Source organism: Streptomyces sp. NBC_01351, from assembly GCF_036237315.1.
Taxonomy (GTDB): Bacteria; Actinomycetota; Actinomycetes; order Streptomycetales; family Streptomycetaceae; genus Streptomyces.
Genome location: NZ_CP108356.1, coordinates 5,750,772 through 5,763,703, shown reverse-complemented (window position 1 = coordinate 5,763,703; position 12,932 = coordinate 5,750,772). Strand labels below are relative to the sequence as shown.

General features: G+C 72.1%; 10 protein-coding genes and 3 tRNA genes. 7 read left to right on the top strand and 6 right to left on the bottom strand.

Annotated elements, in window-relative coordinates:
• Positions 1 to 1,374 (top strand): carboxyl transferase domain-containing protein, encoded by a 1,374-nt coding sequence (locus OG625_RS26505; protein ID WP_329385957.1) that lies wholly within the window; start codon positions 1 to 3, stop codon positions 1,372 to 1,374.
• Here OG625_RS26505 and OG625_RS26500 read toward each other — a convergent pair.
• Together OG625_RS26500 and OG625_RS26495 are read right to left on the bottom strand one after the other, a co-directional pair.
• Positions 1,371 to 2,444: an esterase-like activity of phytase family protein gene (locus OG625_RS26500; protein ID WP_329385955.1), complete on the bottom strand. Its 1,074-nt coding sequence runs from the start codon at positions 2,442 to 2,444 to the stop codon at positions 1,371 to 1,373. The genes OG625_RS26505 and OG625_RS26500 overlap by 4 nt on opposite strands.
• Before the next feature lie 130 nt (positions 2,445 to 2,574).
• Positions 2,575 to 3,387 (bottom strand): helix-turn-helix domain-containing protein, encoded by an 813-nt coding sequence (locus OG625_RS26495; protein ID WP_329385953.1) that lies wholly within the window; start codon positions 3,385 to 3,387, stop codon positions 2,575 to 2,577.
• 48 nt (positions 3,388 to 3,435) lie between these two features.
• Between OG625_RS26495 and OG625_RS26490 the strand changes: the two genes are divergently transcribed.
• A complete protein-coding gene (locus OG625_RS26490; RefSeq protein ID WP_329385952.1) occupies positions 3,436 to 3,807 on the top strand; it encodes a cupin domain-containing protein in 372 nt (123 codons plus the stop codon).
• A 170-nt stretch (positions 3,808 to 3,977) separates the two neighbouring features.
• Here the strand turns inward: OG625_RS26490 and OG625_RS26485 are convergent, their stop codons facing one another.
• Complete coding sequence (locus tag OG625_RS26485; protein WP_329385949.1) at positions 3,978 to 5,243, bottom strand: MFS transporter; 1,266 nt, start codon at positions 5,241 to 5,243, stop codon at positions 3,978 to 3,980.
• A gap of 214 nt (positions 5,244 to 5,457) precedes the next feature.
• Between OG625_RS26485 and OG625_RS26480 the strand changes: the two genes are divergently transcribed.
• Entirely contained in the window at positions 5,458 to 6,615 is a 1,158-nt protein-coding gene (locus OG625_RS26480) for a carboxylate-amine ligase (RefSeq protein ID WP_329385947.1), read from the top strand.
• A gap of 97 nt (positions 6,616 to 6,712) precedes the next feature.
• Here the strand turns inward: OG625_RS26480 and OG625_RS26475 are convergent.
• The 3 genes from OG625_RS26475 to OG625_RS26465 form a co-directional block, all read right to left on the bottom strand.
• Positions 6,713 to 6,786, bottom strand: a tRNA-Ile gene (locus OG625_RS26475).
• Positions 6,787 to 6,974: 188 nt separating this feature from the next.
• Positions 6,975 to 7,047 (bottom strand) — tRNA-Asn (locus tag OG625_RS26470).
• A 5-nt stretch (positions 7,048 to 7,052) separates the two neighbouring features.
• Positions 7,053 to 7,125, bottom strand: a tRNA-Asn gene (locus OG625_RS26465).
• Between the two features lie 145 nt (positions 7,126 to 7,270).
• On the opposite strand from OG625_RS26465, the gene OG625_RS26460 reads away from it, so the two are divergent.
• The 4 genes from OG625_RS26460 (at position 7,271) to OG625_RS26445 (ending at position 12,917) form a co-directional block, all read left to right on the top strand.
• Positions 7,271 to 7,576, top strand: a complete 306-nt coding sequence (locus OG625_RS26460) for a YtxH domain-containing protein (RefSeq protein ID WP_329385944.1) — start codon at positions 7,271 to 7,273, stop codon at positions 7,574 to 7,576.
• Positions 7,577 to 7,671: 95 nt separating this feature from the next.
• Positions 7,672 to 9,120, top strand: a complete 1,449-nt coding sequence (locus OG625_RS26455; RefSeq protein WP_329385942.1) for an FGGY family carbohydrate kinase — start codon at positions 7,672 to 7,674, stop codon at positions 9,118 to 9,120.
• Between the two features lie 144 nt (positions 9,121 to 9,264).
• Positions 9,265 to 10,998: an ABC transporter ATP-binding protein gene (locus OG625_RS26450; RefSeq protein ID WP_329385940.1), complete on the top strand. Its 1,734-nt coding sequence runs from the start codon at positions 9,265 to 9,267 to the stop codon at positions 10,996 to 10,998.
• A complete protein-coding gene (locus OG625_RS26445; protein ID WP_329385938.1) occupies positions 10,995 to 12,917 on the top strand; it encodes an ABC transporter ATP-binding protein in 1,923 nt (640 codons plus the stop codon). The genes OG625_RS26450 and OG625_RS26445 overlap by 4 nt, the downstream gene beginning before the upstream one ends.
• Positions 12,918 to 12,932: the final 15 nt, after the last annotated feature.

Sequence of the window (12,932 nt, the reverse complement as noted above, 5' to 3'; positions counted from 1 at the left end):
GTGACGACGACCCGCCTCTCGGCCCGCGCGGCCATCGCCTCCGTGACCGATCCCGGTAGCTTCGCCGAACTCCCCGTCCCCCAGCGGGAGTCACCGCCCGACGGGCCCCTCGGCTGGGCCGGCTACGACGACTCACGGGCCCGTGCCGCCGAGCGGACCGGCGAGGAGGAGTCCGTCGTCGCCGGAACCGCCCGCATCGGGGGCCACGAAGCGGCCGTGATCTCCTTCGAGTTCGGGTTCCTCGGCGGTTCGCTGGGCCGGCGCACGGGAGACCGGCTCGAGGCCGCGTACGCCCACGCCCGCGCGCACCGCCTCCCCCTCGTCTCCCTCATCGCCACCGGCGGCTCCCGCATGCAGGAGGGCATGCTCGCGCTGACCCAGCTGCAGCGCGTGGCCCGCCAGTGCGTGTTGACCCGGGCTGCGGGGCTGCCCCAGGTGGCCGTGCTGCGCGATCCCACCACCGGTGGCGGCTGGGCCACCCTGGGGGCCGGGGCCGACGTGGTGCTCGCGCTGCCGGGGGCGCAGGTCGGTTTCGCGGGCTCCCGGGTGCGCCCGGCGGACGCCGATCCGGCGGCCTACTCCGCCGAGGGGCAGTACGCCGCCGGGCACGTGGACGCCGTCGTCCCCCCGGCCGAACTCCCGGCGACGCTGGCCGACTGGCTCCGGGTGCTGACCGCGCCCCGCCCCGCCGGGCCCGTCGAGCCCCCGGCCGCGCTGGCCTGGGGGCACCTCCCAGCGGTAGCTGGGGGAGTAGCGGCTCCGCAGACCGGCTGGGACGCCGTCCAGCAGGCCCGGCACCCCGACCGGCCGCGCGCCGGGGCGTACCTGGACGCGTACTTCGCCCTCCGCCTGCCCCTCTCCGGGGACCGCGCGGGCGGCACCGACCCCGGCATGCTGTGCGGGTTCGGGCTGCGCGAGGGTCGGGCCGTGGCGTACGCCGCCCAGTGCGGCACCGCCACCCGCCCGGCGGGCTACCGTACTGCCGCCCGCGTGATCCGGCTGGCCGACCGGCTCGGCATCCCGGTGCTCACCCTGGTCGACACCCCCGGCGCGGCCAACGACGCCGCCGCCGAGCACGCGGGCGCCGGCGCGGCCATCGCGGACACCTTCGCGGCGCTGGCCGGCGCCACCGTCCCCGTGTCCACCCTGCTCATCGGCGAGGGCGGCTCGGGCGGCGCGCTCGCCCTGGCGGCGCCGGGGAACACCTGGGTGACCCCGGACAGCTACTTCTCGGTGATCGCCCCGGAGCTGGCGGCGGCCATCCTCAAGCGCCCGGCGACCGCCGCCCCCGCCACGGCCGACCAGCTGCGCATCCGCCCCCAGGACCTGGTGGCCCTGGGGGTGGCTCGCGGAATCGTCACTGCCGGGGACTAGAACCTGCGCTTCGGCAGCTTCACGTCCGCCGTGTACAGGCGGGTGATCTGCTGCGGGAACTCGTTGTCGTCACTGGCCAGGAGCAGCCGCACCCGCCCGACCCCGTCGTAGTCGGTGACGACCAGGGCCTCGACGTTGTCGACGAGGGGGTGGTTCTGCGGCAGCTTCGACGGGGCGCCCAGCGTCGGGCAGTCGTCGAAGTCCCCGATCGGCGTCTTGCGGGCGAGCCGCAGCCCCGGCCCATCGGCCAGGGTCGCCACCTTCGAGGTGTCGCTCGCGAACAGCGGGTCGGCGACGTACAGCCGCACGGTGATCGCGAACTCCCGCGTGAAGCCGCGCTCCAGCACGATCAGCCGCCCGTCGCGGGTGGGAGCGAGCTCGACGAGGCCGTGCCCCGCGTCCACCGGGTAGGCGTACTGGCGGCCGAGGACGAACTCCCCGCCGCGCCGCTCCCAGGTCTGGATCCGCTGGAGGGTCCGGCCCTGCGCGTCCTTGCCGTCACCGGCCAGCCCGCCCTCGACACCCGCGACCAGCGTGTGGCCGCCGGGCAGCAGGGTCAGCGACTCGAAGGTCGTGTTGAAGGCGGCCCGGCCCTCCGGTGCGAGGCGGAAGTCGTCCGGGATCGGCAGCGTGCCGAGCACCTGACCGTCGCGGCCGTAGCGCCTGATGGCGGGCGCGAACTCGTCCGTGATCAGGTACGACCCGTCGCGGTCGACGACGATCCCCTCGGAGTCGACCGCCTTCCCGGCGCCGTCCGTCAGCGGCAGCCGCGCGGTGGCCGCGGCCGTCGGGGTGTCCCCGCGGCCCACCTTCAGCGAGTACAGGGCCGACTTGTCGGAGACGGCCGCGACCGTGCCGTCCTTGTCGAGCGCGAGAGCGGAGATCCCGCCGACCAGCCGCCCGTCGAGCGTGGTCTTGTCCAGGGAGTCGGAGTAGCCCGCGACGGAGAGGTACGGGGAGCAGGCGCCGCCCCCTCCGGCCGGCCCGGCCGCGGCCGCGGCGGGCGGCACGAGCGTGCCGCAGAGCGCGGCGGTGGCCACCGCGGTGGTGGCGAGCGTACGAAGGCGCATGAAGGCCTTCCTCCTGGTTCGACGGATGACGCGAGGGTTCTGAACTTTGAACTGCCGAACTGTCATATGTCGGATCGAAAGAAATCGGAAGGCCTCGCAACACGACGGCAACGAACCGGCCAACTGCCCTTCACAACCGGCCGGATCGGGCGAAAACCCCCGGGCTGGTGCCCACGTGCCGCCCGAAGTGCCGCGCCAGGTGCGCCTGGTCGTAGAACCCCGCCGCCACGGCCGCCTCGGCAGGCCGCATTCCGGCCAGCAGCAGCCTCCGGGCCACCGCCACCCGCCGCCCGGTGAGGTACGCGTGCGGCGGCAGTCCGTACGCCGTCCGGAAGCTGCGGATCAGCTGCGTGGAGTGGACGCCCCCCAGCTCGGCCGACGCCTCCTCCAGCGTGATCCCCTCGACCACCCGCGCGTCGAGCAGCTCCCGCAGGCGCCCGGGGAGCCCCTCTCCCGGCGGCCCGGGAGCCTCCTCGCGCCCGGTCAGCCACCGGTGCAGCCGCTCCCGTACGAAGACCAGCCGCGACTCCGCCTCGAAGGGGTCGCCCCGCTCCTCCAGCGCCAGGTGCAGGCCGTGCACGCGCTCCCGCAGCGCGGGATCGTCCAGCAGCGGGGCGTCCACCGCGGCCCCGGTCAGCCGCTGCGGCAGCACGGAGGTGTCCAGGTACAGCACCCGCTTGCGGAAGCCGCCCTCGGTCACGGTCCGCCCGTCGTGCACCACCCCGGGCGGCAGCAGGGCCACGTGGTCCGAGACCCCGACGCCGTGCCGCTCCCGGTCGAGGGCGAAGTCGACGCGCCCGCCGTCCAGGATCATCAGCGCCCAGGTGTCGTGCACGTGGGCGGGGTAGGCGTGCTCGGTGAAACGGGCGTGGAAGACCTCGGCGATGCCCTTCACCGGCGGCTGCCAGGCGGAGACGGTGCCGAGCGGTCGTATGGCGGCCATGTCAGGAACGTACAAGACCGCCACCCGGTCGCCCGGGAGTCTGTCCACATGACGACACCGGAGATCGAAAAGGTCAACATCGCCGAGAAGCTGGCCGGTTTCACCGAGCAGTGGGCGCAGCGCCGCATCGCGCGGGTCAACGACTACGAGGTCAAGGTCGCCAAGCTGCAGGGCGAGTTCGTCTGGCACACCCACGAGGACACCGACGAGCTCTTCCTCGTGATCAGCGGCACCCTGACGATCCGTCTGCGCGACGGGGACGTGACCCTCGGCCCCGGCGAGATGTACGTCGTCCCGCGCGGGGTGGAGCACTGCCCGGCCGCCGACGAGGAGGTCGCGATCCTGCTGTTCGAGCCGGCCGGAACGTCCAACACCGGCGACGCGGGCGGCGCCCGGACCCGGGAGGCGGTGGACGCCTAGTCCGTCCGCCCGCCGGGGACGGGTGCGTGCCGGGGTGTCCCCGCAGGGCGACGAACACACCCCCCTCGCCCTCCGACCCCTGGAAACGTTCGGCGCCCGAGGAGATGCCCCGGCGCGCACACGGCCCTGGCGGAACCCACCGACCCCTTCCCGCCCAGCGGTCCCAGCGATCAGGCCTGCGGCGACCGCGCGTCGTAGCGGGCGAAGCCGCGCCACCGAAGGGCGAGCAGTCCCAGCACCAGCACGCACCCGAGTCCCCCGCCGGTGACCGCCACGGCGGGGGAGGTCAGGTCGGCGACGGTCCCGGCGAGGAAGTCCCCGAGCCGGGGCCCGCCCGCGACGACCACGATGAAGACGCCCTGGAGGCGGCCCCGCATTTCGTCCGGGGTGGCGGCCTGCATCATCGTGCTGCGGAACACCATCGAGATGGTGTCGGCGCAGCCGGCCAGGGCGAGGAAGAACAGCCCGAGCCACAGGTTCCGGGTCAGCCCGAAGACCGCGACGGCCAGCCCCCATCCGGCGACGGAGATCAGGATCGCCAGCCCGTGCCGGCGCACCCGCCCCTGCCAGCCGGAGAACAGGCCGCCGAGCAGCGCCCCCACGGCGGGCGCGGCCACCAGCAGGCCGACCGTCTTGGCGTCGCCGCCGTACCAGAGCACGGCGATGGCGGGGAACAGCGCCCGGGGGTGTGCCAGCACCATGGCGGCCATGTCGGAGAAGAAGGTCATCCGGATGTTGGGCCGGGTCCCGAGGAATCGCAGGCCGTCGAGGACGGAGGCCCTGCCCCGCGCGCCCTCGGCGCGGTCGGGCTTCATGGCGGGCAGCAACCACATCGCGTAGAGCGCGGCGAGGAAGGTGACGGCGTCGATCAGGTAGGCGGCCTGGTAGCCCCACCAGCCGACGATGAACCCGCCCAGCATCGGGCCGATCATGGTCCCGGAGGTCATGGTCACGGAGTTCAGCGCATTGGCGGCGGGCAGCTGCTCGGCCGGCAGCAGCCGCGGGATCATGGCGGACCGCGCCGGTCCGGCGAGCGCCCCGCACGTCGCCTGGAGCGCGACGACGGCGTACAGGAACCAGACCCGGTGGTAGTCGAGCAGCGCGGCCGCTGCGAGCGCGATCGACAGTCCGGTGGAGCCGAGGGCGCTGTAGAGGCCGAGCTTGCGCCGGTCCAGAGTGTCGGCGATGGCGCCGGCGTAGAGCCCGAAGGCGACGAGCGGGACGAGCGCGAACAGTCCGACGAGCCCGACCGCGAAGTTCGACCCGGTGATCTCGTACACCTGGAGCGAGATCGCGAGGGCGGTCATCGCCTGCCCGAGCCAGGAGATGGTTGCGCCGACCCACAGCCGCCGGTAGTGCACGGAGGTTCTGAGCGGGGTCAGGTCGGCGAATATTCGCCGTCGGGGGCGGTCGGGTGGCGCGGTCGTATGGGGCACAGCGGATGATAACCACCGGCCGGCCGGCCCCCTCGGTTCCGTCCACGGCGTTCACACACCGGCAACAGTCGCCCCACCCGGCTCCGGGGTTCCGTCGCGGGCGCAATCTTGCCGGTAACTCGCCACTATCACCGGACATTTGACCGAATCGTCGTGCGCTACTCACCTCTCGTTCAGCTCATGATGAAAAGACTCGTATGTCCAGGGAGGCGTAGTGATCGAACCTGGCAACAGCACCACGAGCACCGGCACCGCGCGGAACACGGTGCGCACCACCGTCCCCCTCACCGTCGGAGTCGAGGAGGAGTTCCTCCTCGTCGACGCCCGTACCTTCCGGGTGGTCCCGGCCGCCCCGCTCGTCCTGGCCACGGCCGGCGGGCTGCCCGGCGAACTGCACGCCGAGGGCACCCGCTACCAGGTGGAGATCTCCACCCCGATCGCCCATTCGACCGATTCGCTGCGCGCGGAGCTCGCCGCGCTGCGGCGCACCCTCGGCCGCGCGGCCCGCGCCCACGGCTGCCGGCTGCTGGCCGCGCCCTCGCCGGTCGTGGCCGTGGAGGGGCCGCTGCACCTGACCGACGACGAGCCGCGCCAGCGCGAGCAGCACCGCCGCTTCGGCGCGCTCACCGACACGCTGGTCAGCTGCGGCCGCCACATCCACATCGGCACGCTCGACGTGGACACGGCCGTCGCGGTGTCCAACCGGGTCAGACCCTGGCTGCCGACGCTGATCGCGCTGGCCGCCAACTCGCCGTTCTGGGGCGGCCGTGACACGGGTCACGCCAGCTGGCGGGCCATGGCCTGGTCGGGCTGGCCCTCGGCGGGCCCGCCCCCGCACTTCACGTCCACGGCCCACTTCCGGCGCTCGGTGCAGACCCTGCTCGGCTCCGGGGCGGCCCTGGACACGAAGATGGTCTATTGGGACCTCCGCCCCTCGGGGAACTGGCCGACGCTCGAATTCCGGGCGCCCGACATGTCCCCGGACATCGACGGGGCCGTCCTGCAGGCCGAGCTGGCCCGCGCCCTGGTGGCGACGGCCATGCGGGAGGTCGCCGAGCAGCGCCCTGATCCACCCGTACGGGACGACGTACTGCGCCTGGCGCGCTGGCGGGCGGCCCACGACGGACTGGAGGGCTTCGGCCTGGACCCGTACACGGGCACGGAGCTCCCGGCGGCCGATCTGGCGGAGGCCCTGCTCGACCTGGTCGCCCCGGAACTGGCCGCCGCCGGCGACCTCGACCACGCGGCCAAGACCCTGGCGTCCCTGCTGCGCGACGGCTCGGGCGCCCACCGCCAACGCGCGGCCTTCGCGCGCCGCCAGGACCTGGGCGACGTACTGCGCCATCTCACGGACGAAACGGAGAACTTCTGACGCACACCCGGCCGGGGGCGGCCCCAAGCCCTCCCCGTCAACCCCCAGAACACGCCAAAGCCGCAGGTGCGATCGTTTCTGCACCTGCGGCTCGCAGTGGGGCGGGTGGGACTCGAACCCACGGCCGACGGATTATGAGTCCGCTGCTCTAACCGGCTGAGCTACCGCCCCTTCACGGCGTGGCGCGTACATGTGTGCGCGCCGTCTGCCGCAGCATAGCCGCTCATACGATCTCCTGCCTCGGATGCCTCGCATGATCGGCTTGGCCTGTTCAGAGAGACCGTCCTGAGGGCTGCCCGGTTCCAGAACGAGGCAAAAAAGAAGAGGACCCGCCGGGGGCCCTCTCCTTTTCTTACCTGCTCCCCCGACTGGACTCGAACCAGTAACCTGCCGATTAACAGTCGGCTGCTCTGCCAATTGAGCTACAGGGGACCGCGCTCCCCCGACTGGACTCGAACCAGTAACCTGCCGATTAACAGTCGGCTGCTCTGCCAATTGAGCTACAGGGGATTGCTGCGGTGCATCGAACGGCCCACCTCCGGCCTTGCCGGGGGGCGAGCGCCCGTTGCGAGTCATAGATTAGCGCAAGCAGGGGGGTGCTCCGCCAATCGGTATCGACAGCAGGCCGGGCACCACACGACGAAGGGTGACAGGCATGCGGTACAAGGTCACGTTCGCGGTCGGACTGGCCCTCGGTTACGTGCTCGGGACCCGGGCCGGGCGCGAGCGGTACGAGCAGCTCAAGAAGTCCGCTCGGGAGTTCGCGCAGAACCCGGCGGTGCGCAACGCCGCCGAGACCGCCGGGCAGACCGGCCGCGTCTACGCCGGGAAGGCCTTCGCCGCGGTGAGCGAGAAGGTCGGCGACGCCGTGCCGGACTCGCTGGCCCTGCGGGTGCGCGGGCTGCGCGACCGGGTCGGCGGCGGTGGCTTCGAGGACGACTGGGGCACCAGCAACACCTGAGATCGGTGCGGTACGCGTGAGGTTCCCGGGACCTGTGAGGTTCCGGGTACTCCGCAGAGGTCAGGACCGGTCATATGTGCGGCAGAATTCTCCGCATGGGGATAGTCGCCGGGCTGGACAGCTCTTCAGCCTTCACTCGCATCGTCGTCTGTGACACCGACACGGGTGCCGTGCTGCGCCAGGGCTACGCGCCCCATCCGCAGCCCACGGGCGAACCCGACGGCGGCAACCCCCACGAGACCGACCCCCAGGCCTGGCTGCTCTCCCTCGGCGAGGCCGCGGGCGGCGGGCTCCTCGAAGGGGTCCAGGCCATCGGGGTCTCCGCCCAGCAGCACGGGCTGCTCCCGCTCGACTCGCAGGGCAACCTCGTACGCGCCGCCCTGGTCGGCAACGACAAGCGCGGCCAGGTCGCGGCCGCCGACCTCACCGACGCGCTCGGCGGCCGGCAGGCCTGGACCGAGGCGGTGGGCTCGGTCCCGCACGCGGCGCAGCCCGTCGCGAAGCTGGCCTGGCTGGCCCGCACCGAGCCCGAGGCCGCCCGCCGGGTGGCCGTGCTGATGTCCCCGCACGACTGGCTGGTGTGGCAGCTGCTGGGCCGGCCCGCCCGGCGGACCACCGACCGGGGCGGCGCCTCCGGTACCGGCTACTGGTCGGCGGCGACCGGATCCTGGCGGCCCGACCTGGTCGAGCTGGCGCTCGGCCACCGGGCGCTGCTGCCCGAGGTGCTCGGCCCCGCCGAGGCCGCCGGGACCACGCCCGAGGGGCTGCTCATCTCGGCCGGCACCGGCGAGACGATGGCCGCCGCGCTCGGGCTGGGGCTCGGCCCCGGCGACGCCGTGGTCTCGCTCGGTGCCTCCGGTTCGGTGATGGCGGTGCACCACGAGGCCCTGTCGGAGCCGGGCGGGCTGATCACCTCGCTCGCCGACGCCACCGGCATGCACCTGCCCGTGGTGAACACCTCCAACGCCGTACGGGCCCTGCGCGGCACCGCCGAGCTGCTGGGCACCGATCTGGAGGGGCTGAGCGAGCTCGCGCTGAAGTCGACCCCGGGCGCTCACGGACTCGTACTGCTCCCCTATCTGGAGGGTGAGCGGACGCCGAACCTGCCGCACACCGCCGGGACCCTGTCCGGGCTGCGCCGGGACTCCATGAAGCCGGAGCACTTGGCCCGGGCCGCCTTCGAGGGCATGCTGTGCGGGCTCGTGGACGCACTGGACGTGCTGCGTTCGCGCGGGGCCGAGATCCGCCGGGTGTTCCTGCTGGGCGCGGCGGCGGAGCTGCCCGCCGTACAGGCCGCGGCGCCGGGGCTGTTCGGGACGCAGGTCGTCGTACCGGCGCCGGCGGACTACGCGGCGCTGGGCGCGGCGCGGCAGGCGGCGTGGACGCTCGGCGTGGCGCAGGGCACGCTCGCCCCGCACACCCCGCCGGTCTGGCCGGCCGCGACGGCGCAGGTGTTCGAGCCGGGCGAGGACCTGTCGGCCGGGCAGGCGGTGCGCCAGCAGTACGTGGCGACGCGGGACCAGATCCACCCCGGCGCGTTCTAGGGCGCCGCGGAGGTAGGTCCAGGTCCGGGGGCGCAGGCCTGCCTACGCCTTTTGACCGGGCTTTGCGAAATACGTTGGGGATCGTGGGGCCGATTGGCCCAAGATGGGGTGAACCCCCTCGATCATGCCGACCGGAGCCTGCGCGTGCTCATACGACTTCTGCGGACCCACCTCCGTCCGTACAAGAAACCCATCGCCGCGCTGGTGCTGCTGCAACTGCTGCAGACCAGCGCGAGCCTCTACCTGCCCACGCTCAACGCGGACATCATCGACAACGGTGTCGTCAACGGGGACACCGGCTACATCCTGCGCTTCGGCGCACTGATGCTCGGCGTCTCGCTCGTCCAGCTCGTCTGCAACGCCGGGGCCGTGTACTACGGCGCCCGTACCGCGGCCGCCGTCGGCCGCGACATCCGCGGGGCCGTCTTCGACCGGGTGCAGAGCTTCTCCGCGCGGGAGCTCGGCCAGTTCGGCGCTCCGTCGCTGATCACCCGTACGACGAACGACGTCCAGCAGATCCAGATGCTGGTGCTGATGACCTTCACGCTGATGGTCTCGGCGCCGATCATGTGCGTCGGCGGCATCTTCATGGCGCTCTCGCTCGACGTGCAGCTGTCGGGCGTGCTGCTCGCCGTGGTCCCCGTGCTCGGCCTCTCGGTCGGCGCGATCGTCTTCAAGACGCGGCCGCTGTTCCGGCAGATGCAGGACCGGCTCGACACCGTGAACCGGGTGCTGCGCGAGCAGATCACCGGTAACCGGGTGATCCGGGCCTTCGTCCGCGACGACTACGAGAAGGACCGTTTCCGCGACGCCAACGCGGACCTGACCGGTGTCTCGCTGGCCGCGGGCAAGCTGCTGGCGTACATGTTCCCGACCGTGATCCTGGTCGTGAACATCTCCAGCGTCGCCGTCATCTGGTTCGGTGCGATGCGCATCGACAGCGGCGACATGGAGATCGGCCAGCTGACGGCCTTCCTCGCCTACCTGATGCAGATCGTCATGGCCGTGATGATGGCCACCTTCATGTTCATGATGGTGCCGCGCGCCGAGGTCTGTGCCGAGCGCGTCCAGGAGGTCCTGGACACCCACTCCAGCGTGGTCCCGCCCGCGGACCCGGTGCGCGAGCTCTCCCGCCACGGGCTGCTGGAGCTGCGCGGTGCCGACTTCCGCTACCCGGGCGCCGAGGCCCCCGTGCTGCGCGGGGTGAGCCTGGTGGCGCGCCCCGGCGAGACCACCGCCGTGATCGGCTCCACCGGAAGCGGCAAGTCCACGCTGCTGGGTCTGGTACCGCGACTGTTCGACGCGACCGGCGGCGACGTACTGGTCGACGGGGAGGACGTGCGCCGGCTCGACCCGGAGCTGCTGGCCAGGACGGTCGGCATGGTCCCGCAGAAGCCGTACCTCTTCTCCGGAACGGTCGCTTCCAACCTCCGTTACGGGCGCCCCGACGCGACCGACGAAGAGCTCTGGCACGCCCTGGAAGTGGCGCAGGCCAAGGACTTCGTGTCCGCGCTGGAGGGCGGGCTCGAAGCCCCCGTCACCCAGGGCGGCACCAATGTCTCCGGCGGCCAGCGCCAGCGCCTGGCCATCGCCCGGACGCTCGTGCAGCGGCCGGAGATCTATCTGTTCGACGACTCCTTCTCGGCCCTGGACTACGCGACGGACGCGGCGCTGCGCGCGGCGCTCGCCCGCGAGACCGAGGACGCGACCGTGGTCATCGTCGCCCAGCGGGTCTCCACGATCCGTGACGCCGACCGGATCATCGTGCTCGACGAGGGCGAGGTCGTGGGCGAGGGGCGCCACCACGAGCTGATGGCCGGCAATGAGACCTACCGGGAGATCGTGCTCTCCCAGCTGACGGAGGCGGAGGCCGCATGAGCGGGCCCGGAGGACGGATGATGATGGGGCCGGCCCAGCGGACCCTGGATTTCAAGGGATCGGGCAAGCGGCTGCTGGGCCAGCTCGCGCAGGACCGGGCCAAGCTGTGGGGCATGGTCGCGGCCGTCGTCGGCAGCGTCGGCTGCGCGGTGGTCGGCCCGAAGATCCTCGGCGAGGCCACCGACCTGGTGTTCGCGGGGATCGTCGGCCGCGAGCTGCCGGCCGGCATCAGCAAGCAGCAGGCGCTGGACGGGATGCGCGCCAAGGGCGAGGGCGGGATGGCGGACATGCTGTCCGGCACCGACTTCACCCCGGGCAAGGGCATCGACTTCGGCGCGGTCGGGGTCGTGGCGATCTGGGCGCTGGTGGTCTTCGTCCTGGCCGGTCTGCTGATGCTGGTGGCGACGCGGCTGTCGAACCACGTCATGAACGGCACCGTGTACCGGATGCGCGAGGAGCTCCAGGCGAAGCTGTCGCGGCTGCCGCTCTCGTACTTCGACCAGCAGAAGCGCGGCGAGGTGCTCAGCCGGGCCACGAACGACATCGACAACATCGGGCAGACGCTCCAGCAGACGATGGGGCAGCTGCTGAACTCGCTGCTGACCATCGTCGGCGTGCTCGCGATGATGTTCTGGATCTCGCCGCTGCTGGCGCTGGTCGCGCTGGTGACCGTACCGGTCTCGGTGTTCGTCGCGGCGAAGATCGGCAAGAAGTCGCAGCCTCAGTTCGTCGCGCAGTGGAAGACGACCGGCGCGCTCAACGCCCACATCGAGGAGATGTACTCGGGGCACAACCTGGTCAAGGTCTTCGGCCGGCACAAGGAATCCGCGGCGGTCTTCGCCGAGCACAACGAGGCGCTGTACCGGGCCACGTTCAAGGCGCAGTTGGTCAGCGGGTTCATGCAGCCGGTGATGTTCTTCATATCGAACATCAACTACGTGCTGGTCGCGGTCGTCGGCGGTCTGAAGGTGGCCTCGGGCACCCTGTCGATCGGTGACGTGCAGGCCTTCATCCAGTACTCGCGGCAGTTCTCGATGCCGCTGTCGCAGGTCGCGTCGATGGCGAACCTCGTGCAGTCCGGCGTCGCCTCGGCGGAGCGGGTATACGAGCTGCTGGACACGGAGGAGCAGGAGCCGGACGCGGAGGTTCCGGAGCGTCCGGAGGTGCTGCGCGGGCAGGTCACCCTCGACAAGGTGGCCTTCCGCTACGAGCCGGACAAGCCGCTGATCGAGAACCTTTCGCTGACGGTCGAGCCGGGGCACACGGTCGCGATCGTCGGCCCGACGGGCGCCGGCAAGACCACCCTCGTCAACCTGCTGATGCGGTTCTACGAGGTCACGGGCGGGGAGATCGGCCTGGACGGCGTGGACATCGCGAAGATGACCCGCGAGGAACTGCGCGGCTCCATCGGCATGGTGCTCCAGGACACCTGGCTGTTCGGCGGCACGATCGCGGAGAACATCGCCTACGGGGCTTCGCGCGAGGTGACGCGCGCCGAGATCGAGGAGGCGGCGCGGGCGGCCCACGCCGACCGCTTCGTCCGCACGCTGCCGGACGGCTACGACACCGTGCTGGACGACGAGGGCGCGGGCGTCAGCGCGGGCGAGAAGCAGCTGATCACCATCGCCCGGGCGTTCCTGTCGGACCCGGTGATCCTGGTCCTGGACGAGGCGACGAGCTCGGTCGACACCCGTACCGAGGTGCTGATCCAGAAGGCGATGGCACGGCTCGCGCACGGCCGTACGTCCTTCGTGATCGCGCACCGGCTGTCCACGATCCGCGACGCGGACGTGATCCTGGTGATGGAGAGCGGCTCGATCGTGGAACAGGGCACGCACGAGGAGCTGTTGGCCTCGGGCGGCGCGTACGCGCGGCTGTACGCGGCGCAGTTCGCGCAGGCGGTGGCCGAGGTCGACTAGGCAGAACGCCCGGGT